Origin of the sequence: Haloarcula limicola (genome assembly GCF_010119205.1) — an archaeon.
Lineage (GTDB): Archaea > Halobacteriota > Halobacteria > Halobacteriales > Haloarculaceae > Haloarcula > Haloarcula limicola.
In genome coordinates this window covers 958,533-984,019 of sequence record NZ_WRXM01000002.1, presented here as the reverse complement: position 1 = coordinate 984,019, position 25,487 = coordinate 958,533, and the positions used below count along the sequence as shown (strand labels likewise).

The 25,487-nt window shown below is 68.5% G+C and carries 25 protein-coding genes, 1 tRNA gene and 1 pseudogene; 12 read left to right on the top strand and 15 right to left on the bottom strand.

The features are described from left to right. Window positions 1–182 precede the first annotated feature (182 nt). From hemL to prs, 3 genes are all read left to right on the top strand, one after another. Window positions 183–1,520 (top strand): glutamate-1-semialdehyde 2,1-aminomutase, encoded by a 1,338-nt coding sequence (gene hemL / locus GO488_RS14390; protein ID WP_162318508.1) that lies wholly within the window; start codon window positions 183–185, stop codon window positions 1,518–1,520. A 1-nt stretch (window position 1,521) separates the two neighbouring features. After that, window positions 1,522–2,322 carry an HVO_0234 family beta-propeller protein gene (locus GO488_RS14385; RefSeq protein ID WP_162318507.1) on the top strand — a complete coding sequence of 267 codons (801 nt, stop codon included), beginning with the start codon at window positions 1,522–1,524 and terminating at the stop codon, window positions 2,320–2,322. A 366-nt stretch (window positions 2,323–2,688) separates the two neighbouring features. Further along, window positions 2,689–3,543 (top strand): ribose-phosphate diphosphokinase, encoded by an 855-nt coding sequence (prs, locus tag GO488_RS14380; protein WP_162318506.1) that lies wholly within the window; start codon window positions 2,689–2,691, stop codon window positions 3,541–3,543. Between the two features lie 3 nt (window positions 3,544–3,546). On the opposite strand, the gene GO488_RS14375 is transcribed toward prs, so the two are convergent. The 5 genes and pseudogenes from GO488_RS14375 to GO488_RS14355 form a co-directional block, all read right to left on the bottom strand. Beyond that, on the bottom strand, window positions 3,547–4,800 hold the full coding sequence (locus GO488_RS14375) for an MFS transporter (RefSeq protein ID WP_162318505.1): 1,254 nt from the start codon (window positions 4,798–4,800) through the stop codon (window positions 3,547–3,549). Between the two features lie 104 nt (window positions 4,801–4,904). After that, entirely contained in the window at window positions 4,905–5,339 is a 435-nt protein-coding gene (locus GO488_RS14370) for an ester cyclase (protein WP_162318504.1), read from the bottom strand. 202 nt (window positions 5,340–5,541) lie between these two features. Beyond that, window positions 5,542–5,775 (bottom strand): annotated as a pseudogene (locus GO488_RS14365) (DUF5915 domain-containing protein); the annotation flags it as partial. A gap of 99 nt (window positions 5,776–5,874) precedes the next feature. Then, complete coding sequence (gene ileS / locus GO488_RS14360) at window positions 5,875–9,126, bottom strand: isoleucine--tRNA ligase (protein WP_162318503.1); 3,252 nt, start codon at window positions 9,124–9,126, stop codon at window positions 5,875–5,877. Window positions 9,127–9,173: 47 nt separating this feature from the next. After that, on the bottom strand, window positions 9,174–9,362 hold the full coding sequence (locus tag GO488_RS14355) for a DUF4177 domain-containing protein (protein WP_162318502.1): 189 nt from the start codon (window positions 9,360–9,362) through the stop codon (window positions 9,174–9,176). Between the two features lie 115 nt (window positions 9,363–9,477). Here GO488_RS14355 and GO488_RS14350 point away from each other — a divergent pair, with 115 nt between their 5' ends. Beyond that, the gene (locus GO488_RS14350; RefSeq protein WP_162318501.1) at window positions 9,478–10,098 is read left to right on the top strand and encodes a uracil-DNA glycosylase; all 621 of its coding nucleotides are present in this window, start codon (window positions 9,478–9,480) and stop codon (window positions 10,096–10,098) included. 49 nt (window positions 10,099–10,147) lie between these two features. Then, complete coding sequence (locus GO488_RS14345) at window positions 10,148–10,570, top strand: HIT family protein (RefSeq protein WP_162318500.1); 423 nt, start codon at window positions 10,148–10,150, stop codon at window positions 10,568–10,570. A gap of 9 nt (window positions 10,571–10,579) precedes the next feature. Here the strand turns inward: GO488_RS14345 and GO488_RS14340 are convergent, their stop codons facing one another. Next, the gene (locus GO488_RS14340; RefSeq protein WP_162318499.1) at window positions 10,580–12,520 is read right to left on the bottom strand and encodes a DUF6517 family protein; all 1,941 of its coding nucleotides are present in this window, start codon (window positions 12,518–12,520) and stop codon (window positions 10,580–10,582) included. Window positions 12,521–12,701: 181 nt separating this feature from the next. Here GO488_RS14340 and GO488_RS14335 point away from each other — a divergent pair, with 181 nt between their 5' ends. Continuing rightward, complete coding sequence (locus GO488_RS14335) at window positions 12,702–13,442, top strand: ParA family protein (protein ID WP_162318498.1); 741 nt, start codon at window positions 12,702–12,704, stop codon at window positions 13,440–13,442. Here GO488_RS14335 and GO488_RS14330 read toward each other — a convergent pair. Continuing rightward, the gene (locus GO488_RS14330; RefSeq protein ID WP_162318497.1) at window positions 13,429–13,815 is read right to left on the bottom strand and encodes a universal stress protein; all 387 of its coding nucleotides are present in this window, start codon (window positions 13,813–13,815) and stop codon (window positions 13,429–13,431) included. The two genes, GO488_RS14335 and GO488_RS14330, sit on opposite strands and share 14 nt — an antisense overlap. Before the next feature lie 141 nt (window positions 13,816–13,956). Here GO488_RS14330 and GO488_RS14325 point away from each other — a divergent pair, with 141 nt between their 5' ends. Then, complete coding sequence (locus tag GO488_RS14325; protein ID WP_162318496.1) at window positions 13,957–14,694, top strand: ribonuclease H-like domain-containing protein; 738 nt, start codon at window positions 13,957–13,959, stop codon at window positions 14,692–14,694. A 1-nt stretch (window position 14,695) separates the two neighbouring features. On the opposite strand, the gene GO488_RS14320 is transcribed toward GO488_RS14325, so the two are convergent. Continuing rightward, the gene (locus tag GO488_RS14320) at window positions 14,696–15,328 is read right to left on the bottom strand and encodes a rhomboid family intramembrane serine protease (protein ID WP_164509648.1); all 633 of its coding nucleotides are present in this window, start codon (window positions 15,326–15,328) and stop codon (window positions 14,696–14,698) included. Window positions 15,329–15,422: 94 nt separating this feature from the next. Between GO488_RS14320 and GO488_RS14315 the strand changes: the two genes are divergently transcribed. Together GO488_RS14315 and GO488_RS14310 are read left to right on the top strand one after the other, a co-directional pair. Further along, on the top strand, window positions 15,423–15,713 hold the full coding sequence (locus tag GO488_RS14315) for a hypothetical protein (protein ID WP_162318495.1): 291 nt from the start codon (window positions 15,423–15,425) through the stop codon (window positions 15,711–15,713). Window positions 15,714–15,719: 6 nt separating this feature from the next. Then, complete coding sequence (locus GO488_RS14310; RefSeq protein WP_162318494.1) at window positions 15,720–16,139, top strand: GIY-YIG nuclease family protein; 420 nt, start codon at window positions 15,720–15,722, stop codon at window positions 16,137–16,139. A 1-nt stretch (window position 16,140) separates the two neighbouring features. Here the strand turns inward: GO488_RS14310 and GO488_RS14305 are convergent, their stop codons facing one another. The 3 genes from GO488_RS14305 to leuS form a co-directional block, all read right to left on the bottom strand. Next, window positions 16,141–16,362 (bottom strand): heavy-metal-associated domain-containing protein, encoded by a 222-nt coding sequence (locus tag GO488_RS14305; RefSeq protein WP_162318493.1) that lies wholly within the window; start codon window positions 16,360–16,362, stop codon window positions 16,141–16,143. A gap of 95 nt (window positions 16,363–16,457) precedes the next feature. Beyond that, complete coding sequence (locus tag GO488_RS14300; protein WP_162318492.1) at window positions 16,458–17,123, bottom strand: cupin domain-containing protein; 666 nt, start codon at window positions 17,121–17,123, stop codon at window positions 16,458–16,460. A 203-nt stretch (window positions 17,124–17,326) separates the two neighbouring features. Further along, entirely contained in the window at window positions 17,327–20,059 is a 2,733-nt protein-coding gene (gene leuS / locus GO488_RS14295; protein WP_162318491.1) for a leucine--tRNA ligase, read from the bottom strand. Window positions 20,060–20,199: 140 nt separating this feature from the next. Here leuS and GO488_RS14290 point away from each other — a divergent pair, with 140 nt between their 5' ends. After that, window positions 20,200–20,856, top strand: a complete 657-nt coding sequence (locus tag GO488_RS14290) for a lactate utilization protein (protein ID WP_162318490.1) — start codon at window positions 20,200–20,202, stop codon at window positions 20,854–20,856. Window positions 20,857–20,886: 30 nt separating this feature from the next. On the opposite strand, the gene GO488_RS14285 is transcribed toward GO488_RS14290, so the two are convergent. Next, window positions 20,887–22,107 carry a glycosyltransferase gene (locus GO488_RS14285; RefSeq protein WP_241692947.1) on the bottom strand — a complete coding sequence of 407 codons (1,221 nt, stop codon included), beginning with the start codon at window positions 22,105–22,107 and terminating at the stop codon, window positions 20,887–20,889. Between the two features lie 174 nt (window positions 22,108–22,281). On the opposite strand from GO488_RS14285, the gene GO488_RS14280 reads away from it, so the two are divergent. Continuing rightward, a complete protein-coding gene (locus GO488_RS14280) occupies window positions 22,282–23,472 on the top strand; it encodes an inorganic phosphate transporter (RefSeq protein ID WP_162318489.1) in 1,191 nt (396 codons plus the stop codon). On the opposite strand, the gene GO488_RS14275 is transcribed toward GO488_RS14280, so the two are convergent. The 3 genes from GO488_RS14275 to GO488_RS14265 all read right to left on the bottom strand — a co-directional run bounded on the left by GO488_RS14275 (window position 23,469) and on the right by GO488_RS14265 (window position 24,720). Further along, complete coding sequence (locus GO488_RS14275) at window positions 23,469–23,900, bottom strand: universal stress protein (RefSeq protein ID WP_162318488.1); 432 nt, start codon at window positions 23,898–23,900, stop codon at window positions 23,469–23,471. The two genes, GO488_RS14280 and GO488_RS14275, sit on opposite strands and share 4 nt — an antisense overlap. 85 nt (window positions 23,901–23,985) lie before the next feature. Beyond that, window positions 23,986–24,058: transfer RNA gene (locus tag GO488_RS14270), tRNA-Gln, on the bottom strand. Window positions 24,059–24,165: 107 nt separating this feature from the next. Next, window positions 24,166–24,720 (bottom strand): homing endonuclease associated repeat-containing protein, encoded by a 555-nt coding sequence (locus GO488_RS14265; protein WP_162318487.1) that lies wholly within the window; start codon window positions 24,718–24,720, stop codon window positions 24,166–24,168. 111 nt (window positions 24,721–24,831) lie between these two features. Between GO488_RS14265 and GO488_RS14260 the strand changes: the two genes are divergently transcribed. Continuing rightward, window positions 24,832–25,440 (top strand): IMP cyclohydrolase, encoded by a 609-nt coding sequence (locus GO488_RS14260; protein ID WP_162318486.1) that lies wholly within the window; start codon window positions 24,832–24,834, stop codon window positions 25,438–25,440. The last annotated feature ends 47 nt before the right edge of the window (window positions 25,441–25,487 follow it).

Genomic DNA, 25,487 nt, shown 5'->3' with positions numbered 1-25,487 from the left:
TAGGACGAACGTCCATCGGCAGCATTTATTGCGACGATATTTCTTTCGGATTTAACGAACCCCAAATATAGGCGCTCCATCGGACGAACGTCCATCGCGTTTCGAAGGGGGACGACGGCGCGCTCGTCGGACCGAGCGCCCGACCCGTCAGGTTCTTTCAGACCGCGTTCGAAGGCCGCGCTATGAACCACGAGCAGTCGCGAGCGCTCTACGACCGGGCGCTCTCGGTGATGCCCGGCGGCGTCAACTCCTCAGTGCGTGCCATCCGTCCGTACCCCTTCTTCGTCCAGAAGGGCGACGGCGGCCACGTCGTCGACGCCGACGGCAACCGCTACCTCGACTTCGTGATGGGCTACGGCCCCCTGCTGTTGGGACACGACATACCCGAACAGGTCCAGTCGGCCGTCCAACGGCGCGCTTCGGAGGGGCCGATGTACGGCGCGCCCACCGAAGTCGAAGTCGAGCTCGCGGAGTTCGTCGCGCGACACGTCCCCAGCGTCGAGATGGTCCGCTTCGTCAACAGCGGCACCGAGGCCACCGTCTCGGCGGTCCGGCTGGCGCGCGGCTACACGGGCCGGGACAAGATCGTCGTGATGCAGGGCGGCTACCACGGCGCACAGGAATCCACACTGGTCGAGGGCGAGGGCGGTGACACCCACCCCTCCAGCCCGGGCATCCCCGAGAGCTTCGCCGAGCACACGCTGACGGTGCCGTTCAACGACGAGGAGGCCGCACACACGGTGTTCGCCAAGCACGGGGACGACATCGCCGCGGTCCTCACCGAACCCATGCTCGGCAACTACGGCATCGTCCATCCCGTCGAGGGGTACCACGAGACGCTCCGGGACCTCTGTGACGAGCACGGCTCGCTCCTCGTCTTCGACGAGGTCATCACCGGCTTCCGCGTCGGCGGCCTCCAGTGCGCCCAGGGGAAGTTCGACATCGACCCGGACCTCACGACGTTCGGCAAGATCGTCGGCGGCGGCTTCCCCGTCGGCGCTATCGGCGGGAAAAGCGAGATCGTCGAGCAGTTCACGCCCTCCGGGGACGTCTTCCAGTCCGGCACGTTCTCAGGCCACCCGGTGACGATGGCCGCCGGTCTCGAAACCCTGCGCTACGCGGCCGAGAACGACGTGTACGACCACGTCAACGGCCTCGGCGACCGGCTTCGCTCGGGCCTACAGGACATCCTCGAAGACCAGGCCCCCGAGTACACCGTCGTCGGCACGGACTCGATGTTCAAGGTCGTCTTCACCCGTGACGCGCCGGATTCCTTCGAAGGCCACTGCGAGGCCGGCTGTCAGCAGCGGGAGGAGTGCCCCCGATACGAACACTGCCCGAAGAACGCCGGCGACATCAAACGGGCCGAGACCGAACGCTGGGAGCGCCTCTTCTGGCCCAAGATGAAAGAGCAGGGCGTGTTCCTGACGGCCAACCAGTTCGAGTCCCAGTTCGTCTGTGGCGCCCACACGGAGGAAGACATCGAGGAGGCCCTCGAAGCGTACAAAGAGGCGATATGAAGTGAGCGACGACGACATCAGCCTCTCGGAGAAGCGGATGTACGGCGAGACGCGCCCGGAGACTCACGCCTACGTCGCGTCGGGACTCGGCGTCACGCGCGTCGAGACCGCCGGCGGGCAGATCGGCCGTTTCAGCCTCGAAGAGCGGTGTTCGGCCCGCGACGTCGCCGGCGCGAACGGCGAGGTTGCCGTCGCTACCGACGAGTCCGTGTTGGTCTCGACTGACGACGGGTTCGTCGGGGCCGGGTTCGGGCCGGCGACGGCAGTGGGCTACGACGCCGACGGCCTGCTGGCCGCCGGCGAGGGTCGAGTCGCCCGCTACGCCGACGGCGCGTGGCGCGAGTTGGGCACGGTCGAAGGCGTCCGCGCCATCGACGGCGGCCTCTTGGCGGCCGAAGACGGCGTCTACGCGCTCCCCGACTGCGAGCGCCTCGGCCTCCACGACGTGATCGACGTGACGCCGGGCTACGCGGCGACGGCCGACGCCCTCTACGAGCGAACGGGCGCGGAGTGGACCGAAGTGCGCTCGGGCGGGCACAGCGTCGTCGCCGGCGACGGCGAGCGAACTCACGCCGCCGCCGACGCCGAACTGTTCGTCCTCGAAGGCGGCGAGTGGCGGCCCTGTGACCTCCCGGTCCGTGAGCGCGTCGTCGACGTGACCTACGGCGAGGACACCTACGCCGTCACCGAGGACGGCACCTTCCTCGTCGACACCGCGGACGAGGCCACCGCCGACGGCCGCGGCGGCTGGCGACAGCGCTCGCTGGGCCTCCCCGACGTCGTCGGCGTGGCCGTCGCGTAGCGCGACGGCCCGCCACGCTGCCCGCGAGACAGCCGACGGGTTTCTGCCGGCGACGCGGCCGACGAATTTCTGCCGGTGACGCAACCGCCGAGAGGCGGCCATCGGCACGACGATAGGGTGGGAATGAAAGGGGCGAGCGTCTCGGCGACGGCGGGCGACGCAAGCACGCGAGCGGAGCGAGCGCGCGCAGCGAGACCTCCGAGCCGAGACGGTCGGGGCTTTCAGTCGTTCTGTATAGCAGTAGTAGCATCGTCCGATCCGGGCTTTCAGTTGTCCTTCGCTGTCACATCCGCTTCGCCAAGGTAACTCACAGTTACTAACCCTCGAATCGAAAGGCCGTTTAGCCCGGCCAGCGACCCCTCGCACATGATTATCCCCGGGGCGGACACGCAGGCGTTCGCGGCGGCGCTGGCCAAGGAGACCGGCGAGCGACTGGCCCGCGTCGAGTACGAACGGTTTCCCGACGGCGAACACGTCGTCCGGCTCCCCGAGACTGTAGCGGGCGAGCGGGCCGTCGTCGTCGCCTCGACGGTGGACAGCGACGCGCACGTCCAGGCGCTCCAGTTGCAGGACGCCGCCCGCGAAGCGGGGGCCAGCGAGGTCGTCACGGTCCTCCCGTACATGGGCTACGCGCGCCAGGACGAGGCGTTCCGGGCCGGCGAACCGGTCTCCTCGCGGGCGATGGCGCGGGCCGTCTCGACGGGTACCGACCGCGTGATCACGGTCAACCCCCACGAACCGGCGGTCTGTGAGTTCTTCGACGTGCCGGCGACCGACGTCGACGCCGCCGGCGTGCTCGCCGACCCGCTTCCCGAGGACCTGTCGGACCCGCTGTTTCTCTCGCCGGACGAGGGCGCAGTCGACCTCGCGGTGACGGCCAGAGACGGCTACGGCGAGGGCGAGACGGACTACTTCGAGAAGGACCGCGACTACGACAGCGGCGACATCCAGATAACGCCCAGCGACGCGCCCGTCGAGGGCCGCGACGTGGTGCTCGTCGACGACATCATCGCCACGGGGTCGACGATGAGCGAGTCCGTCGAGGTGCTGATGGAGCGGGACGCGCGGCGGGTCTTCGTCACCTGCGTCCACCCGATGCTCGCGGGCAACGCCCTGACGAAGCTCTCGGTCGCCGGCGTCGAGGCCGTCTACGGCACCGACACGCTCGAGCGTGCGGTCAGCGAGGTCAGCGCCGCGCCCGTCGTCGCCGCGGAACTCTGATTCTCACCACTCGGCCAGTCCGGTGACGCCGTAGCGATACGTGAGAATGCCCGCGAACGCCGCGACGCCGGTGAAGGCCGCCCCCGCACCGAGGTAGAACACCCACGCCATCCCGACGTTCGTCGTCAGCCACCCGCCCGCCAGCGGCGCGAGAACGGAGCCGGGCCGCCAGACCAGGTCGCGGACACCGAAACTGGAGGCGACGCCGGTTCCGGTCCCCTCGTCGGCGAACAGCGCCATGCTCGCTGGTTCGCGAATGGAGTCGGCGACGCCGAGCAGGCCGTTCAGCGCGACCAGCGGGAGGAACGCTGGCGAGAGGTTCCCGAGAAAGGGGAACGTCGCCGGCAGGCCGAGGCCCGCGCCGACGGCCGGCGCGGACGGGACGAGGAGCGCGACCAGCCCGTAGCAGAGCCCGCCGGCGAAGACGAACTGCGCGCGGCCGGCGCGGTCCGAGAGGGTGCCGGTGTAGGGCTGACAGAGCATGTTCGTGAACTTCTCGGCGGCGATGACGACGGCCACCGCCGTCGCGCCGTTGACCGCGGCGTTGTAGCCGAGGCCGCCGCGAGCGGCCGCGACGCCGGCGAAGATGGGAACCCAGGTTCGGACGAGCGTCACCGCGACGGCGTACTGCGCGCGGAAGCTCGTGATGGTGAGGATGCGGCGGTTCAGCGCGAGGTCGGTCAACGCGAACCCGCTCGTGGTCGTCTCGTCCGGTTCGACCCACGCGAGGACGGCGAGGAACGCGAGGCCGCAGATGGCCGCGAGCACACCGAACACCACCCCGAAGCCGAAGGCGTCGTAGAGGAGCCCGGCCGACAGCGCCCCGCCGATGGAGGCCGCGAAGCGCCACGCGTTCGAGGTCCCGATGGTGTTGCCGCGGTCGTCCTCCCGGGCCAGTTGGCCGACGAGCGCCAGCCCGAGCAGGCCGACGATCGTCGTCGCCACGCCCTGCAACCCGCGGACGAAGACGAACCCCCAGCTGGAGCCGACCAGCGGAAAGAGCCCGTAGACCACCGTGGCCAGCCCGAGGCCTCCCAGCAGGAGCGTCCGCTTGTCGAAGCGGTCGCCGAGGTACGCCACCGGGACGACGGTCCCGGCCTGCGCGAGTGTCAACCCCGCCGCGAACATCCCCAGGAGGAGTCCTTCCGGGTCCAGTAGGTCGATGTACTCGGAGAGCAGCGTCAGCAGCGTGACGAGGCCGTACGAGTTCGCGAAGCGCGTGAAAAACAGCGTCTGGAGTTGTCGTCTTTCGGGCACCGTCAGCGCAGAGACCACAGGCACCCTAACGGCTTACGGTCTGTCCAAGACGTACAAAGACGCATCCGCGAGCGCGCCGAAACAAAAGCCGAGAGCGCGGCCGATCACGCCGTCGGGACGTCGACCGCGCCGACCTGTCGCATGAGACCGAGCAGGTCCGGTTGGACCCACCGCTCGGCGATTCTCCCGTCTTCGATCCGGGTGAACACCATGTTGTCGATGGCGACGTCTTTTCCGGTCGGTTCGATGCCCAGGAACTCGCCGACGTGTTTCCCGCGCAGGGCGACGCGCATGGCGACGGTGTCGCCCTCGGCGACGACGTCCTCGACGGTCGCCGAGAAGCCCTCGAACGCCTCTCTGATTCCCGCCATCTGTGCTTTCAGTTCTTCACGACCCGATACCTCGCCCAGCGGACTGTGGTCGACGACGTCCGGCGCGCAGAGCTCGTCGATGAGTTCGACGTCGCCCGCCGTCGCGACCTCCTCCGGGAACCGCCGCGCGAGTTCCTTGTTCTCCGCGAGTGGTGCTGTTGCTGCCATCGTGTTGCTCCCGCGCTCTGTTCGACGTGTCCCCTCGACCGCGTGACTTCGCAGCGAGCGCTACGGGCTAGTACGCTTTGTGAGACGTTAGCAGTTGTTACCTGTTGCTCGCGGCTCCTTTCGTCGTCAGGTACGTTCGGTTCGCTCACCCCTCGAAGTACGGACGCGAGAAAGCGGGACCTCGGGCCGTCGACTCCGACCGTCAGTTCGACGTCTGTGTCGGTGCCACGGGGGCGATGGCGATCTCCATCTCGGTGCCCTCGACGTCCCACGTCTTGCGGTGACCGTCCTCAACAGTTCCGAGTTCGTCGGCGCGGACCTCCTCTTTGATCAAGTTCTCGTGTTCCCGAACCAGCGAGTCCACGCGGTCGTCAGCAATCGAGAGGTCCACGACGATACGCGCCTCGATGTCCAGTTCCAGTTCCTTGCGCATCTCGGCTGCCACCTTTTTCTGCCTCGGGTGCGCTCCGCGCACCGCTCGTTGAAAAACGTGGGCGAAAAAGCGGGGCCTCGCGGTGCTCGGTCCCGTTGAGAGTCAGTCCGAGGTCTGTGCTGGTGCCACAGGTGCGATAGCTATCTCCATCTCGGTGCCTTCGACGTCCCACGTCTTGCGGTGACCGTCCTCAACAGTACCGAGTTCGTCGGCGCGCACCTCTTCTTTGATTAGGGCCTCGTGTTCCCGAACCAGCGAATCCACGCGGTCGTCGGCAATCGAGAGGTCTACGACGATACGCGCCTCGATGTCCAGTTCCAGTTCCTTGCGCATCTCCTGAATCCGGCGGACGACCTCGCGGGCGTACCCCTCGCTCTCGATGTCCTCCGTGAGCGTCGTGTCGACGTAGACGACGCCGCCGCCGTCGAGCGCTTTGAACTCCGTGCCGGTGACGCCCTCGGGCGTCTCGCGGCGGAACTCGACCATCTCCTCGGTCAGGTCGACGCGCTCGCCGAGCGCCTCCTCAACGGCTCCTTCGAGGGCATCGAGCGACGGTTCCTCGATGCGAGCGTCGTTGAGCGCGTTCATCACGCGGCCGGCGTCGTCGCCGAAGGCCGGGCCGAGTTCGCTCATGTCCGCCTCGGCCGAGTAGTGGAGTTCGCCCCACGCTTCATCTGCGCCGACGACGTCGACGCTTCGGGCGTTGAGGCGGTCGGCGACGATGGCCGACTGCGAGCGGACGGCGTCGGCCACGGCGTCGCTGTCGGTGTCGTCAGACGACGTCTGACTGCCCGCCGGACCGCGTCCGGCGATGTCGACGACGACGCGCGTGACCGGCCAGCGCAGTTTCCGCTCGGCCTGCTGGCGGGCGTTCGAGCCCGCCTCCTCGACCTCGCGGACGACCTCGATCTCGTCTTCGAGTGCGGGGTCGTGCAGGTCGTCGGTCGGTTCCGGCCAGTCGCACATGTGGACCGTCGGGTGGCCCGCGTCGCCGGTCAGCGAGCCGTAGATCTTCTCGGCGACGAACGGGGTGAACGGCGCGAACAGCGCGGCCACTTCCTCCAGGACCCGATAGAGGGTGGCGTAGGCCGCCCGCTTCGAGTCGCTGTCCTCCTCCTCCCACATCCGCTCGCGGACGACCTGGATGTAGAACCGGGAGACGTCCTCGACGACGAAGTCGAGCAGCTCGTGGGCGGCCTTGTCGTTCTCGAACTCGTCCATGTGCTCGGTCATCGCTTCCTCGACGCTCTGCAGGCGGGAGAGCACCCACTCGTCGGCGAGTTCGAGGTCGCCTTCGACAGCTTCGACCGTCGTCTCCTCCGGGTCGAAGTCGTCGGCCCGCATGTACGGCAGCGGGAATCGAGCGACGTTCCAGAGGATGTTCAACCGGCGCTGCATCTCCTGGGTCTCCTCCCAGGAGAAGTTCATGTCCTCGCCCTGCGCGGTCACCGAGAGCAGAAACAGGCGCATCGGGTCCCGGCCGTGCTTCTCGATGACCTCGTGGGGGTCGATGAGCACGCCCTTGGACTTGGACATCCCGCGGCCGTCGGGCATGTTGGCGTAGCCGTGCATCAGCACCTCCTTGTACGGAATCTCGCCGGTCGCTGCCGTGGACATGCCCAGTTGCGACCAGAACCACCCTCGGGTCTGGTCGTGGGCCTCCATGATGAGGTCGGCGGGCCAGAGGCGCTCGAAGTCCTCGGTCCGCTCGGGGTAATCGAGCGTGCCCCACGTCGCCACCGAGGAGTCGAGCCACACGTCGAAGACGTCTTCCACGCGGGAGTACGTCGTCCCGCCCTCCGTGATGGTGAGGTCGTCCACGGTCCCCTTGTGGAGGTCCACCGTCTCGGGGTCGACGTCCTGATCCACCCGCTCGGTGAGTTCCTCGCGGTCGCCGACGACGATGGCGTTCTCCATCGATCCGTCCCAGTCCTCGGGCAGCCAGATCGGGATCGGAATCCCCCAGTAGCGCTGGCGCGAGACGTTCCAGTCGGGGGCGTCCTCGACGAAGTCTCGGAAGCGGTTGTCCCGCGCCCAGGAGGGATGCCACTCGCTGTCCTCGATGTTCGCCAGCAGTTCGTCCTTGATGTCGGTGACGGTGATGAACCACTGGTCGGTGACGATGCGGACGATACCCGTGTCACACCGCCAGCAGTGGCCCTCGTTGACGGTGTAGCCCGACTCGCTGGCCAGCAGCGCGCCCTTCGCCTCTAGGTCGGCGATGACGTCGTCGTTGGCGTCGCGGACGAACGTGCCCGCGTACTCGCCGCCCTGTTCGGTGTAGACGCCGTCGCTGCCCACCGGACAGAAGATCTCGAGGCCGAGCTCCCGCCCGCGCTCGAAGTCCTCCTCGCCGTGGCCCGGCGCGGAGTGGACGAGGCCGGTCTGGTCCTCGGCGTCGACGTAGTCGGCGGTGTAGACCTGCAGCGACCCCTCGCCGCTGGCGTGGTCGGGGACTTCCTCGGACAGCGGATGGTCGTACTCCCAGCCGACCATCTCCTCGCCGGTGACCTCCTCGACGACTTCGTAGTCGTCGTACCGGCCCTTCGAGAGGACGTCCTCGACGCGCGGTTCGGCGACGTAGAGGACCTCTTCCTCGCCGTCCTTCGTCGCTCGCACGCCCTGATAGGTCACGTCGCCGTCGACGGCGACGAAGGTGTTAGCGGGGATCGTCCACGGCGTCGTCGTCCAGATGACCAGACTGCCCTCGCGGTCGGCCAGCGGGAATTTGACGTAGATAGACGGTTTGCCGACCTCCTCGCGTTCGACCTCGTTGTTGGCGATGGCCGTCTCACAGCGGGGACACTGGTTGATGGAGCGCTGGCCCTGTTCGACCAGTCCGCGCTCGTGAGCGCGCTGGAAGCCCCACCACGCGGCCTCCATGTACTCGGGGTTCACCGTCTTGTACGGGTCGTCCCAGTCCATCCAGACGCCGAAGTCCTGGAAGTCCGTCTGGAGTCCCTCCAACTGCTCCTCGGCGAACGCCTTGCACTCCTCGATGAAGTTCTCCTCGCCGAAGCGCTCGATGTCCTTCTTGTTCTCGAAGTCCAGGCGCTCCTCGACTTTCGTCTCGATGGGGAGGCCGTGCATGTCGTAGCCCGGCCGGTCGGTCACGTCGTACCCCTTCATCCGGTGGTAGCGGATGTAGAGGTCCTTCAGCGTCTTGTTCCACGTCGTCCCCATGTGCGCGGCCCCGGAGGTGTAGGGCGGGCCGTCGACGAAGAAGAACTCCTCGCCGTCGGCGCGGTGCGCTTTGGTCTGCTCGTAGGCGTCGACGTCGTCCCAGTGGGAGAAGACCCCCTCCTCGACGTCCTCGGGGTCGTACTGGTCGTCGACCGCGGCGAACCTGTCCATACCGAATCCATCCGCCGCCGACACTAAAGGACAATCGATTGTGCGTGCTACGCCTCGCGTCGCAACAGGAGGCTGACCGTCTCGCCGGTCTTGTCGGTGATGGGGGCGGCGACGTCCCACCCCTCGGCACCGAGTTCGTTCAGTCGCTCGACGGGCGGGCGGACGTCCCCGCCGAATCCGGCCACCATCACGCTGCTGTCGACCTCGAGAGTTCGGAACTCGTAACTGGAGGGCATACCGCTGAGGGATCAGTCGGGCGGAACAAATGCGTTGTGGGACACCCCCTCTCGATCGACCGACGAAACGCGGAGAGCCGGCAACTCTTTTCTCCCGCGAGCCCACCGTCTGCGTGTGCCCGAGTTCCCCGACCCCCACGAGCGCAACCGACAGGCCGCCGACTGTCAGCGCTGTCCCGCCCTCGCCGAGGCCCGCGAGTGCATCTCGTGGGGGAACGGCCCGCTCGACGCCGACGTGGTCGTGGTCGGCGAAGCGCCCGCCGAGGGCGACCCCGAGGCCGAGACGTGGCAGGGCGGGAATCTCACGGGGATGGCCTACACTTCCCGGCGCTCCGGGCGGAAAGTCCGCACCCTGCTCGCCGACGCCGGGTTCGGTCACGGGGACTGTTACTACACGAACGCGGTGAAATGCCACCCGCCGGAGAACCGCGACCCGACCGACGAGGAACTGGCGAACTGCCGACCGTACCTCGTCGAGGAAGTCGAGGCGGTGGCTCCGAAGGCCGTCGTTCCGACCGGCAAACACGCGACCGCGACTCTCCTCGCCCTCGACGGCGATAGCCTCGACAGGTTCGTCGACAGCGTGCTCGCGGTTCGGGAGAGCGAGGCGCTCGGCGTCCCGGTCGTCCCGCTGTTGCACCCCAGCTATCAGGAGGTCTGGCTGTCCCGGTTGGGCTACGACTACGACGAGTACGCGGCCGAGCTGGCGGCCGCCGTCGCGCGGGCGGTCGAGTAGCGACCGCACCGGGGGAACCTTCATACGGTCGCCGGACCCACCGCCGAACATGTCCGACTGCATCTTCTGTCAGATAGTCGCCGGCGACATCCCCAGCCGCACCGTCTACGAGGACGACACCGTACTGGCCTTCCTCGACGCCAACCCGCTGGCTCGGGGCCACACGCTCGTCATCCCGAAATCCCACCACGAGACGCTCGGTGAGTTGCCGAGCGACATCGGGAGCGACGTGTTCGCGGCGCTGCACGAACTCACGCCGGCCGTCGAGGCGGCCGTCGACGCCGACGGCAGCACGGTCGCGTTCAACAACGGCGAGGAGGCCGGTCAGGAGGTACCGCACGTCCACGGCCACATCGTCCCGCGCTTCGCCGGGGACGGCGGCCGTCCGATCCACTCGCTGTTCGGGAGTCGACCGGACCTCTCCGAGGACGAACTCGACGACATCGCGGCGGCCATCGAAGACGGGGCCTGATCGGCCCCGTCAGCGGACGACCAGCGCCTCGTCGACGGCGGCCACGTCCGCGCGGTGCTCGTCCAGTTCGGACCGGCTGAGGTAGCCGTCCGCGCCGACGAACGGCCGCCCGGTATCGGCCACGGGACCGCCGTGGACGCCCGCCGCGACGACGACGCTCTTGCCGTTCTCGACGCGAGCGAGGTGGAGGTAGACGACGCTCGGCTCCGCGCCGCCGAGGACGCCCGCGTACGTCTCCAGCGCGGTCGCTTCGCCGAGGACCGTCGTCTCGCCCGTCGCCAGTCGCGTCGGGCCGCGTTCCCAGTTCACGTCGCCGCTCCCGACGCCGGCGGAGCCGAGGAACGACTCGGCTCCCGGGTTCGTGAGCAGGTCCGAGAGCCCCAGCCGGGCGAGTGGGTTGAGCGACTGCCCGGCGACGCTGGCGGCGGGCGTGCTGAGCACGCCGACGCTGAGGGCACCGCCGAGTTCGCCCCCGTTCACGTCGGCCATCGATCCCGACTGCGCGCGGTAGGCCACCGGCCCGCCGCCCTCGGCGAAGGTGTCAGTCGAGAACCCGAACCGGCCGGGGAAGTGAAGCACCGCCGTCGGAGCGAACGAACTGTCCGGGAAGAATATCGTATCGGGGAACGCTTCCGACGGTTTCGAACTCGCCACCGCCGCGACGTCGCCGCTCGCCTCGGCGAAGATGGTGTCCGGGAAGAACGACGAGTCCGGGAAGAATATCGTATCCGGGAAGAAATAGCCGTCCGGGAAGAAGGTCGAATCGGGGAAGAAGTAGCCGTCTGGGAACGCCGCGGGCGCGAATAGGAGCGTCTCGGACGGCGCGATCTCGGCACCGGATTCGACGGCGGCGAAGGGCTCCGGGACCTCGTCGAGCGGTTTCGACGGGAAGAACAGCGCGAGACTCTTCGGCGTGACGTAGTCGTCGGGGAAGAAGTAGCCGTCCGGGAAGAAGAAATCGTCCGGGAACAGCTCGCCGAGCGGCGCGGCCAGCACCTGCCGGTCGCCCGCGAAGTACCCGTCTGGGAAGAACGTGGAGTCCGGGAACCACTCCGATCCGGGGAAGTACGCGAACGGGACGCCGCGCTCCCCGTCGGAAAACACGACGAGGCCGGCGTCGCGGGCCATCCGGTCGGGGTCGGTGACGACCAGTTCAGACGGGTCGAAGCCGAACGCCTTCGCCATGCGGTCGGGATCGGTGACCGAGACGCCGGGGTCGAAGAACGCGTCGGCCGGCGCGGCGACGAACTCGGCGTCGAGTTCCGCCCCGGCCTCGAACCGCTGTCCGTCGGGGAGCGTCACGTCGGCGTCGCCGCCGGCGAAGAACGCGACGGCGGCGTCGCCGGGCGATTCCCACCGCGGTTCGTCGGGGAGCCACGCCGGTTTCTCGGGGAAGAATCTCGTATCGGGGAAGAAGTGTCCGTCCGGAAACAGCGCGCCGGCTTCACCGGCGACGAACGACTCCGCTCCCTCGAACGCCGAGCGGTGCGCCACCGCGAGGACGTTCCCGGGGTCGATCGAGCGCCCGGCGCGCAGGGCCGCTCCAGACGCGAACAGGACGATTCCGCGCGGGTCGACCGGGTCGTCGCCGTCGAGGAACGGGGCTGTCCCGCCCGCTACGTCGAACGCCGTCGACGGCCCGGCGAAGACGTCGCTTCCCTCGCCGCTACCGACGAATCCGGAGAGGAACGACTCGTCACCGTCCGGGCCGTCCGCCCCCTGCGTTCCGTCGCTCCCGTCCCGTGCGTACACCGAGACGAAACTCTCGACCGTCGCTTTGACGTCCTGTCCGCCGACGGTGCGCTCGATCTCGCTCCGCTGTGGCTGTTCGACGACGGCGCTCATCCCGAGTCGAGATTGCGCATCGGCCGGTAACACGACGGCGTCGGCGACGAACTCCTGCTCCGTGAGCCCGCTACACCCCGCCAGCGACCCGACGACGGCGGTCACTCCCGCCGCTCGGAGAAATCCCCGCCGACTCCACTTGCTTTCGCCCCCACTTCGTTTCATTTTGGCTACCTTCTGGGTATTTTCTGACGCTATACGGGGAGATAAGCGTTTGTGTCGTTCGAGTTCGCTCGGCCGTCACCAGTCGGGAGGTTTTTATTCCATCACGTGAGCCACGTAGGCTATGGGGAGTTCGACGCTCGCGCTCGTGGGGGTGACCGGCGGTGCCGGAACGACCAGAACCGCAGTAGAGGTGGCGGCGACGCTCGCACGGGCGGACCGGTCCGTAGCTGTATTCGACGCCGCCTTCGCCACGCAGGGGCTGGCGACGTTCGTCGAGGGACGCATCGACGCCGACGTGACCGCCGTCGCGACCGGCGACGCCGCGCTCTCCGAGGCGCTGTACGACTGGGACATCGACGCGCCGGGCCGCGTCGCGCTCTGTCCGGCCCACGCACCGTTCGAGCGCCTCGCCCGGGCGAAGGCACCCGAGAGCGCGCGCCTGTTCGAGACAGCGATCGCCGACGCCGCCGAACGGTTCGACCGCGTCGTGCTGGACGTGCCGCCGGTCGCGGCCAATCAGTCGGTCGCGGCGCTCGCGGCCGCTCGGTGTCGGGCGCTCGTCGTCCCGGCGACCCGGCGAGGGACCGACCTGCTGCCGCGACAGCGCGGCCGACTCCGCGACGTCGACGCGCCGGCGGACGCCGTCGTCGCCACGCGGACCGACGCGGACGGTGCGCACACCGTCTCGGACGCCGACTACTCGATTCCGGCGGCCGCACCGGACGCCCGGATTCCGACCGCGCTCGACCCCGAATCGGCGCTCGCGCCGGCCGTCGCCGCGGCGACGGAGGGCCTCCTCGACGCGGATCTCGACCTCTCGTTCCCCGAACCGGGGCTGTTCGACCGGTTCAGGGACGGCTGAAGCTCGGGAGCGGGACGACGACGACCGGACGACGGAGCCGCCGAAGCAGTTCGGTCACCGTCGATCCGACGCCCTGGTCAGCCGCCCGCCCGCCGTTTGTCCCGACGACTATCTCGTCGGGGTCGTGTTCCTCGATGGCCGCGAGGAGTTCCGGAACGGTGTCGCCCTCGCGCGTCTCCACGGTCGGCGCTGGCGTCCCGAACCGGGCTCGCGCGACGTTGATGGCGTCGTCGGCGTCTCGCACGGGACGCCCGGGTTCCCGAACCGCGACGACGACGAGGCTGTCCTCGTCCGGATCGAGATAGTCCGTCAAGTAATCGGCCGCCGCCGCGGTGACGTGAACCGACGACGTGGCGACGAGATACTCGGTCATACCACGGTCTGCGTCCCCCGACGGCTTCGAGGTTTCGGCGGCAGAATCAAAATCGAGATTGGAACGGGCGGCGGCGGTGTCACCGGGCCGGTGGGCGCGTGAGCGACGCACTTACGTACGCCGCCTCCACTACCCGAGAGCGTGCGCGTCGAGAACAGTTTCATCGGGGTAGACGGCGTCGGCGAGAAGACCGAACGGTCCATCTGGGAGCAGGGGGTCACCCACTGGGACGCGTTCGAACCGGGCGTCGTCGGCGGGAAGCGCGGCGACGACATCCAGCAGTTCATCGACGAGGGCCGCGGCCGTCTCGACGCCGGCGACGTCCGCTACTTCGACCGGCAGTTCCCCAGCAGCGAGCGGTGGCGGCTCTACGAGACGTTCCGGGATCGGGCGTGTTTCTTCGACATCGAGACGACCGGGCTGGACGAGCACCGCAATCAGGTGACGACGGTCAGCCTCCATCAGGCCGGGGAGACGGAGACGCTAGTGGCCGGCGACGACCTCACCGCCGGCAACCTCAGAGCGGCGTTCGCCGACGCCGGCCTGCTGGTGACGTTCAACGGCAAGCGCTTCGACGTGCCCTTCCTCGAGGCGAACTTCGACGTCGACCTCGACCGGCCCCATCTCGACCTGATGTACACCTGTAAGCAGGTCGGTCTCTCGGGGGGCCTGAAACAAGTGGAGCAGGACATCGGCATCGAACGCGACCGACCGGACATCTCCGGTCGGGACGCGGTCAGGCTCTGGCGCGAACACGAATCGGGCCGGGACGGCGCGCTGGAGACGCTGGTGTCGTACAACCGCGAGGACACCGTCAACCTCCGGACGCTGGCCGACGAGGTCTCGGGGACCCTCCACGACGACGTGTTCGTCGAGTAGCTCAGAACCGCGCCGGGTCGGTCGCGGGCCTGCCGTCGGTGGGCCGAAGCAGGTGCGCGCGACCGGCGAGGAAGCCGAGCAAGAGGCCGGTGAAGTGCGCCAACAGCGCGACACCGGGGTTGGCGGTCAGCAGCGTTATCGTCGCGGCGAGGACCCCGCCGAGTGCCAACTGGACTCTGGGACCGAGTTCGAACCCGCCGACCACCGTCTCCGTGATCCGGTTGGCCGCGAGCAGGTAGCCGAAGAGCCCGAAGATGGCACCGCTGGCACCCAGAACGCTGACGTGCGCGGGGATACCGGGGACGAACGAGCCGACGAGCCCCGCCATCGCGACCTGCGTCGCGCCCGAGAGCGCGCCGACGGTGACGAAGAAACCGTGGAATCGGGCGTTCGTCGTCCGCCGTTCGAGCAGTAGTCCAGCGAGGGCGAGGGCGGCGGCGTTGGCGAGCAGATGCGAGGGGCCGGCGTGGGCGTAGACGCTGGTGACGAGCGTCCACGGCCGGCTCAACAGCGGGTTCGACAGCGCGAACAGCGCGCGCTCGCCGCCGACGAACCCGGCGAGTTGCTGGAGGGCGAACACGCCGACGATGAGGGCGAGCGTGACCACCGTCGGGCTCTCGGCGGGGCGTCGCATGCCCCACTGTTGTCGGCCAGGCCACAAGAAACCGCGGGTGTCGGGGCGCTTCGCATCCAGAACGCCTACGTGAGTTCGCGGCCTGCACTCACGTATGTCCGATCTGACCGACGAACTCGCCGACGCGTTCGCCGAGGAGACCGACGACGATATCGCACAGACCGCCGCCGAGAACGTCGCGGCCTTCGCCGAACAGTACGACGAGGACCTCACTGCAGACGACGTGCTATCCACCTTCGAACAAGCGCCGTACGACGAGTTCGGTCGCCGGTTCAACTGGCTGGTCGGCGAGCTCGCTGCCGAGAACGAGGACTGCACGGACTCGCGGGAGTTCCGGCTGGACGGCTTCGGCGACCAGGCCGCCGACCCCGAGATGAGCGCGTAACGCCCGATGGACGGCGGGACGTACACGCTACTGCTCGCCCGGCCGAGCGGCGGCACCGTTGCGGTCGGCGCGCTCGGCGACCTGTCACTCCCAGCGGGATGGTACGCCTACACGGGGAGCGCGCTGGGCGCGGGCGGGTTCAGCCGCGTGGAACGCCACCGCGCCGTCGCCCGCGGCGAGAACGACGCCCGCCACTGGCACGTCGACTACCTACTGGGCGCGGCCGAGACGCGCGTCGACCGCGTCGTCACCACGACTGCCGAGATCGAGTGTGCCGTCGCTCGCCGACTGACCAAGCGGGAGAACGCCGACGCCGTCGACGGCTTCGGCTGCTCTGACTGCGACTGTCGCTCGCACCTGCACCGCGGCGGAAACCGCGAGGAACTGCTATCGGCCGTCAAGCGGGCTCACGCAGCCGCCGACTGACTTATTTCGAGTCGTCTCGGCCGACGAGGTCGTAACCCGCGTCGGTGATCGCGTCGAACAGCGACTGGTCTTCGACGTCGTCGTCCGATTCGACGGTGACCTCTCCCGTCTCTCGGTCGGCGGCGGCCGACTCCACGCCGGCGACGCCGGTAAGCGCCCCCTCGACAGTGTTCTCGCACTCTGCACCTTCCATCCCGGTGACGGCGAGCGTTCGCTGTCGCATACGAGGGCATAACTCGGCCAGTCTGAAAAGCGTGGGCCGCAGAGAACTGTGGCGCGGTGACCGACTTCGAAACGGGCGCGCACGCAGACCGGTCGTCAGCAGTCCTGCGGCTCGACGTGTGTCGTCGGCGACTCGCCGTCGGGAACGGAGAGGAACAGTACGTAGGCGACCGCGCGCTGAGTGTCGCTCGCGTTCGTCGCGATCTCGGCGTGTCCGCCGGGGTCGACGAACGCCTCGCCGGCCGCGTAGGTGTGGGTAGTGCAGGTGTGTGAGAAGACGACGTCGAGTTCGCCTTCGACGAGGTTGGCGATGACTGGTCCCGGGTGTGTGTGCCAACCGGTCGTCCCGCCCGGTTCCAGCGTCACCCGAGCGAGGACGGTCGTCGACGGGTCGCGAACGAACGCCGCTTCGTCGCCGCCCTGCTCGAAGGTGACGCCGAGCGCCATCCCCACCTCGTCGGTGAAAGTCGCATGGGGGGCGAGTACGTCGACGCTCAGGCCCTCTGGCTGGTCGACCTGTCCGCCCTCTGTCTGACCGTCTTCCGTTTGGCCGCCCTCTGTCTGTCCGTCGGCCTGCGCGGCCGCGACGCCCCCGGCAGACGAGAGCGCGAGCGCGCCGGCACCGAGTTTCGCGGAATCGGAGAGGAAATCGCGGCGCAAGAACGGAAGGCGAGTGGGCCGACCCGCGTCGGTGTCTCGGTCGCGTGACTCGGCGGTCGGAGCGTCGGTGTCGGTGTGTCTCGGTGAGTCGTCTCGTGTCATAGCGTCCTCCGGGGCGAAGTCGCCCGAGTGGAACGGCGTCGCCGTCAAGCGTAGTTATTTACTGACAGAGATCTCGGCGACGGAGGTTGCTGCACGCTACCATCTGACAAGCGGCCGTGACTATCACTAAGGCGGCGTTACCGTGACTGCTGCGGTCGGCGCGACCATCGGCCATAATTCGGGCGGCCGCGCTCGGGTCCGTCTCAGGAGATGTGGATAGCCGGCTTGTTGGGCCGGGCTTTCCGGGCCAGTTCGCTCTCGCCGTCGGCCCGCCGCACGCTCACGTCGGCCCCGAACTCGTCCTCGAACAGCCACGCGGCCTGTGAGAGCACGTCCAGTTCGCGCTCGCCGTCGACGACGGGTGCGAGGCTGGCCCCCCTGTCAGCGAGCGAGGCGGCGTAGTCGGCGGCGGCGTCGCCGTGGCGCTGGATAGCGTCGTCGCCCATTATCTCGCCGACGATGGCGTCGCCGGGGTCGGCGTCCTGAGCGATTCCGTAGGCGCGGTACTTCCAGTCCTCGGCGACGACGATCTCGATTCGCTCGGGGTCCTCGATGTCGACCACGTCCGTGATGTCGCGCACGTCGTCGAGCGTCGTCCGGACGAGTTCGCGCTCGATGCGATACCACTCGACGTCCCGGAGCGACTCGGGCCACGGGGCCTCGGCGACGAGGCCGTCCTCGTCCAGGAGGTGCCACAGCTCCTCGGCCAGCGCCGGCGCGATGGGCGCGACGAGCTTCGTCAGCACGCGCAGGCCGCGACTGTAGGCGAACCGGTAGGGCGGCTCGTAGTTCGCGTACCGGCGGAGCAAGCGGGCGAAGCGCTGGAGTTCGCCGACGACGCGGTGGAAGCGGAAGCGGTCGTACTCGTCGGTGACGGCGGCGATGGTCCGGTCGATCTCGCGTTCGAGGTAGGCGTCGTGCGGGGCGCTCTCCGTTCGGTCCGCCGGCGGTCCGGACTCCTCACCGCCCGCTCGGCCCGAGCGACTCCGCGTCGCCGTGTACGCCTCGACCATCTCGTAGAGCGTCTGCTGGAAGTCGTAGGCCGTCGAGACGTCCTTGACCGTCCACTCGAAGTCCTGGGCGGGGTGGGCCGCCGAGAGGACGAACAGCCGCGTGGTCTCCGCGCCGTACTCGTGGGGGGCAACGGCGTTGCCCTTCGATTTCGACATCTTCTCGCCGCTGTGGAGCACCGTCCCTTGGTTGATGAGGCGGTCGACGGGTTCCCGGCGATTCAGGAGACCGAGGTCCGCGAGCGCCCGCGTGAAAAAGCGGATGTACAGCAGGTGGAGGACGGCGTGTTCCTCGCCGCCGACGTAGACGTCTACGGGAAGCCACTCGTCCGCCGTCTTCTGGTCGAAGGGGGCGCCTTCGAAGTGCGGCGAGAGATAGCGCAGGAAGTACCACGACGAGTCGACGAAGGTGTCCATCGTGTCCGTCTCGCGGGTCGCCTCGCCGCCACAATTCGGACAGGAGGTCCGTTTCCACGCCTCGGCGGCGTCCAGCGGATTTCCGGTCGTCTGGACGTACTCGGGGAGTTCGACGGGCAGGTCCTCGTCCGGGACCGGGACGCGCCCGCACTCCTCGCAGTGGACGATCGGGATCGGCGTCCCCCAGTAGCGCTGGCGGGAGATGAGCCAGTCCCGCAGGCGATACGTCGTCGTTTCCGCGACGGCATCGGCGTCGAGCAGTCGGTCCCGAGCGGCGGTACTCGCCAGGCCGTCGTACTCGCCGCTGTCGGTCAGCATCCCGTCGTCGGTGTACGGTTCGTCGGGCAGCGCCGTCTCGCTGCCGTCGACGGGTTCGACGGCCTGTCGAACCGGCAGGTCCTGCTCGGCGGCGAAGGCGTGGTCGCGCTCGTTGTGTGCGGGCACGCCCATGACCGCGCCGGTGCCCACGTCGTCCAAGACGTAGGCGGCGACGTACACCGGGATCTCCTCGCCGGTGAACGGATGCGTCGCCACGAGGTCCGTCTCGATACCGCTCAGACCGGCGTCGTCCGTGCCGGCGACCGACTCGACGTATCTCGCCACCGCCTCGTCGCGGTCGGCGATCTCGCTGACGAGGTCGTGGCCCGGCGCGAGCGCGAGGTACGTCGCGCCGTAGACGGTGTCGAGGCGGGTCGTGAACGCCTCGACCGTCTCTCTGTCCTCCGCCGTCGAGGAGCCGTTCGCTCCGCCGACGTCGAAGGAGACGGTCGCGCCCTCCTGCCGGCCGATCCAGTTGCGCTGGCTGTCCCGAACGCCCTCCGGCCACCCCTCCAGATCGTCCAGGCCGTCGTACAGTTCGTCGGCGTAATCGGTGATGGCGAAGAACCACTGGTCCAGTTCGCGCCGGGTGACGGCGGTGCCACAGCGCCAGCAGACGCCGCCGGCGTGGTCGTGGCCGTGGGTGCGACCGCGTTCGTCGCCACTATCGGCGGGCGTCTCGACCTGGGCGTCGGCCAGCACCGTCTCGCAGTCGGGACACCAGTTGACCGTCGCCGCGTCGTACTCGACGAGTCCCGCCTCGTGCAGGCGGGTGAACAGCCACTGGTTCCAGCGGTAGTACTCGGGGTCGCAGGTCGTTATCTCGCGGCTCCAGTCGTAGCCGAAGCCCATCTCCCGGAGGTCGTCGCGCATCCGCTCGATGCAGGCGCGGGTCCACGACTCGGGGTCGGTATCGCGCTCGTAAGCGGCGTTCTCGGCGGGCAGCCCGAACGCGTCCCACCCCATCGGGTGGAGCACGTCGTCGCCCGCCATCCGGCGGTATCGGGCGTAGGCGTCGGTGATGGCGTAGTTCCGGATGTGGCCCATGTGCAACGACCCCGAGGTGTAGGGGAACATCCCGAGGACGTACGTGGGGTTCTCAGCCGGGTCGGGACACTCGAAGACCCCCTCTCGCTCCCAGACGTGCTGCCAGTACTCCTGGACCTTCGCGTGGTCGTAGCGGCGCGACATTCGATACCTCGGAGTGAGTCGCCGTCGCACATGAGTGTTCGGCCGGCCGGCCGGAGAGCGCTCGACGGAGTGACACCCGTGTAACCCGGTGACAGCGGCGTCCGCGAGCGCTTTTCACGGTCCCCGACGATCGGAGTATCGTGTCCCAGAACAAGGACGGCTACGCCGACAGCGTCTCCTACGACGAATCGCTCGACGAACACCCGACCGACGAGGAACTCGACGCGGCGATCGAGAACCTGCAGTCACGCGGCTTCGACGTGGTCGTCGTCGAAGACGGCGAGGCCGCGCTCGCCGAACTGCGAGAGCGCATCCCCGCCGGCGCGTCCGTGATGGACGGCCACTCGACGACGCTCGAGGAGATAGGCTTCATGGACTATCTGATGGAAGGCGACCACGACTGGGAGAACCGCCACGCCGAGGTGTACGGCATCGACGACGACGCCGAGCGCCAGCGCGCCCGCCGGGAGGCACAGGCCAGCGACTACTTCCTCGGAAGCGTCAACGCCGTCGCCGCGACCGGTGAACTCGTCGCCGCCGACGCCTCCGGCAGCCGCATCGGAGCCTATCCCTTCGCGGCCGAGAACCTCCTGCTGGTCGCCGGCACGAACAAGATCGTCGACGACCTGGACGCGGCGCTCGACCGGCTGGAGGACGTCGCCTATCCGCTCGAAGACGCCCGCGCGGAGGACGCCTACGGCACTGGCAGCATGATCGGCAAACAGCTCATCTACCGGCAAGAGGCCGAGGAAGGCCGGACGACGCTCGTCCTCGTGAAAGAGTCCCTCGGTTACTGATCGTAATCGCGACCGTGAGGGGCGTGACCGCTAGCTCCCGCCGCGACGGACCCTTCGAGCGGCGTCGCGAACGCCGTCACCGACGGCGCGTGCCAGCCGTCCGGGAGCGGCCTCCGCTCGTCGGACCAGCGTGCCGACGCGGGCGGGGTTCCGCGCCGAAGCGACGTCGGCCGTCGCCCAGACCACCGCCGTCGCCAGCGCCGGGACGCCGACGAGCGTCCCGAGGCCCGCCGCCGTCGCGATCTCGCAGTCGGGGTCCGCGCGTCGTTCGGCCGCCGCGGTCGGCGAGATCGTTGCGGTCTCACCCATGTCGGCCATCACCCGCCGCGCGACGGCCGCCGCGCCGTTGTCGAAGTCGGGCGCTTCGAGCGGTTCCTCCACGGCATCGAGCGCCGCGAACGGGTCGTCGACGACGGTGAAGCCGGTCACGTCGAACCGTTCGAGCCAGTCGGCGACGGCGTCCTGTTCGGCCGTCTCGGGGGAGACGACGCAGGGCGTCCCCGCGACGGCGGCGTCCATGATCGTCGAGTAGCCCGAGCAGACGACGGCGTCGGCTCCGCGGATGTACGGGAGGAGAGACGGGACCGCGTCCCAGTCGTCGTCGGCGACGTTGATGACGTCGTACCCCCGCGACCGGAGGCGGTCGGCGAGGCGGTCAAGCGAGGAGAACTGGCTCGGGACGACGACCACGTCCGCCGCCTCGCGGACCCGCGGGTCGCCGTCCAGCGCGACCGGCGGGACCCGAGTCGCGCGGTCGGGGTCCGCGGGCGACTCCGGCCAGACCGCGGGATAGAAGAACTCCCGAGCGGCCGATAGCTGAAAGGTGGTGTGAAACTGCGCGCCCAACCGCTCGATGCGGTCGCGGTACAGCCCCGGCATGTCGTGTTTCAGGACGTACAGCGGCACCGCACACTCGGCCGCGGCCATCGCGGCGAACATGTCGTCGGTGACCAGGGCGTCGGGTGAGACGGCGTCGAGCCACGACCGGTAGTCGGCGATACGGCCGAGGCTCGCCGGGAGGCTCCGGCTGATCGTCCGCCAGACGGAGCCGTTCTGGTACGTGTCGACGTAGTCGACCGTCGTCGGTTCGAACTCGTCGTAGCCGTTGAGTTCGACGAACTCGGTGCCGGCACCGCCGCCGGCCATCCGAACCGTGGCACCGGCCGACTGGAGGGCGTCGGCGATGCCGAGCATCCGCGTCGCGTGTCCCGCACCTTCAGGGTAGTGCGCGACGGCGATAGTCGGGGACATATCATCCAAGCGTTCTTTTCCGAAGGTGATTATATGAGTTTTGTGATGGGTACGATTACGAATACAGCGTAACGGTCCAGATGAACGAGCGAAACGCGCGAACGTTTATCCGCAGTCCGTGTGAACGGCAAGCAATGAACGCGAGCGGGCCGTTCCGGGAGGCCTGATTTCCCGGTGGCGGACGCGGTGTTCTGGGCGCTGGTCGCGCTGGCGACGGTGACCGGGCTGGTGACGGCGTGGGCACTCGGAGCCAACAGCAACTCGCCGCCCTTCGCCCCCGCGATCGGCGCGAACGCCATCTCGACGATGCGGGCCGCCTTTCTCATCGGGATTCTCGCGGCGCTCGGCGCGCTCACGCAGGGCGGGAGCATCTCCGAGACCGTCGGTGCCGGACTCATCGACGGCGTCCAGATAACGTCGCTCGCCGCGACCGCGGGTCTGTTGACCGCGACGCTCTTCATGGCCTTCGGCGTCTACACGGGCTATCCGGTCCCCGCGGCCTTCGCGACGACCGGCGCGATGGTCGGCGTCGGCCTCTCGCTCGGCGGGGCTCCGGTCTTCGACACCTACCGGCGGATCGCGACGTTCTGGGTGCTCGTCCCCCCGGTTTCGGGCGGGCTCGCCTACCTCACGGCGACGCTCTTGCGACGGGACGACGTGCCCGAGACCGTCGGCGTCCCGCTGCTCGCGGCCGTCGTCGGCGGCATCGTCGCCAACGCGGAGCTGAGCGTCATCCCCTCGCCGGTCGGCGCGACCCAGAACTCGATCGCCGGCTTCGCCGCCATGCTCGTCCCGCTGCCGGGCGTCACCGCCGTCGCGTCCCTCCTCGTCGCGGCGCTGAGCTTCGCGTTCATCCGCAAGCGCACCCAAGAGTCCGTCGACCGCGGCATCAAGACCTTTCTCGTCGTCCTCGGGAGCGTCGTCGCCTTCTCCAGCGGCGGGAGCCAGGTCGGACTGGCGACCGGCCCCCTGGAGAACCTCTACCGGGCGGAACTAGGCCTGCCCGGCTTCGTCCTGCTGACGGTCGGCGCGGTCGGCATCCTCGGGGGCGCGTGGATGGGCGCGCCGCGACTCCTGCAAGCCACCTCCCGCGAGTACGCCCAGCTGGGTGTGCGTCGCTCCATCGCGGCGCTCGTCCCGGGATTCATCATCGCCCAGCTCGCCATCGCGCTGGGCATCCCCATCTCCTTCAACAACATCATCATCTCCGGCGTCATCGGCGGCGGCCTCGCCGGCGGGTCGGCGGGCGTCTCCCGCCGGAAGATCGGCGTGACGCTCGGCTTCTGGGTGATCACGCTCGTCACCTCCGTCGCCGTCGGGTTCGGCCTCTATCGCGTCTTCGACCTGGTACTGGGCCCCGCCTAGCGGACGACGGTCACCGTCACCGGCGCTTCGCTGACGACCGCCGTCGCCACCGTCCCCAATAACCGCCGAGCCAGTTCGTTGCGCGACCCGCCGTGGCCGCCCATCACCACCTGGTCGACGTCGTGCGTCTCGACGTACTCGACGATCGTCTCGGCGGGGTCGCCCGTCTCGACCGCCGTCTCCACCTCGCGGCCGGCCTCCTCGGCCTGCCGCTTCGCTCGCTCGACTAACTCTTCGGCCCGTGTCGTCGCCGCCGTTTGGCGCTCCTCACCCGGTTCGAGCACGCCGCCCTCGCTCATCCCGCTGTCCAGCGGCGCGACGACGTTCACCACCGTGACCCGGCAGTCGAAGGTATCGAGCGCGTGGACCAACGCCTCGTCGGCCAGCGGCGACCCGTCGAGCGGGACGAGGACGTGTTCGGAAGCCATGGCGTATCTCGTGCGTGCAGGGACAAGTAGCCGTGTGGTGGGTTGGAAGGAGAGAAGCGGCGCTCGTCGGTAGTTCGCTGAGAAGTAGTCCATCCTGGATTCGAACCAGGGTCGAAGCCCCCAGAAGGCTTCAGGATTGGCCACTACCCCAATGGACTGACATATTAGCCGTCGGCAGCTGTCACCGACGCTGTGCTCTGAGGTAGCGCTCTGTTGCATATGAGTGTTGCGGATTCAGATGAACGAGACGTGCTGTGTGACGTGATTACACGTCTGGTGGCTCGAAGTGCACCTTGCGGTGACAGTTGGCACAGACTACTTCGCACTTCGCCATCTCGTCGAGGAGACTTTCCTTCCCGCGACCGTTAGATATCATCGTCGTTATCTGATACTCCTTCCCTGTTTCGTCGATATGGTGGAAATCGAGACAGGCCGGATCGGCTTCGGAGCATCTGGAGCAGCCGGCAGTTGCTTTGAGTTCGTTCACCCAAGCACGAAGTTCCGCTCGCCGTTGCAGGGACCGTTCGGTGTTCCACTCCCGGTTCTTGTAGTGCCAGCGCTGGTCCTGACTCAGTTCGGTCCACGTCAGCCCCTCTGGTAGCGCCACGTCGTCCGGTTTCGGTTGCACTCTGCTTCCGCGCGAGGCGTTCGTCTCCAGTCCGGCCTCGTCTTTCGCCGCGTTCCAGCCGCCCATCACGCGCTGGATGGTCGCTGAGGCGGGCGTCAGTCCCAGTTCCTCGTACTGCGCTTTCGTCGGCGATTCACCCAGTTCGTCGGCGGCCCGGCGCAGCGCGCTGATACAGTCCTTGGGCGTCGTCATGGGCCGCTTGCCCGCTCGTTCGTATTTCAACGCTCGGGACGGCGGCCGACGCGACGTTTCCGCGGCCGAACATCGACACGGCTTTGCCGCGGTGGCCGCCACCCTTCGCGTATGTACGTCGGACGCTTCGTCGTCGTCGGGCCGACCGTCGGCGCGTACCGAGTCTCCTCGCGGTCGTTCCCGAACCGGCAGGCAACCGAGCGCGGCGACACCGTCACGATCGAACCGACGCCGGACGCCCCCGAGACGGACAACCCCTACATCTCTTACAACGGGGTCCGCGTCACCGAGCGCGGTGCCGTCGTGGGCAACGGCTCGCACGTCGACCCGATCGCCGAGAAGCTCGCACTGGGCTACCCCGCGCGGGACGCACTGGCCGAACCGCTGCTCTCGCTGGACTTCGAGAAGGACGACTACGACACGCCGCGCATCGCCGGCGTCGTCGGCGTCGAAGAATCGGACCCGACGACGACCGCCGACGGGCCGGGTGCGGTCGTCGGCACCGTCCGCCGGGACGCGCTGCTCGTCGAGGAAGTCGCGGAACCGACGCTGGTCGCGACCTACGAGGAGGACAGCCCGACGACGTTCGACCTCGGCGCGAGCGACGCCGAGAGCGCGGCCCGCGAGGTGTACGACCACGAGTTCGAGCACGCCGTCTGTTCGGCCGGCGTCAGCGGATCGGCCGGCGACTTCGACATCTCGGTGTACAACGGCGAGTGACGGCGGACGGCGACGCACAGTAGCTGAGTCGGTGACGACACTCAAGG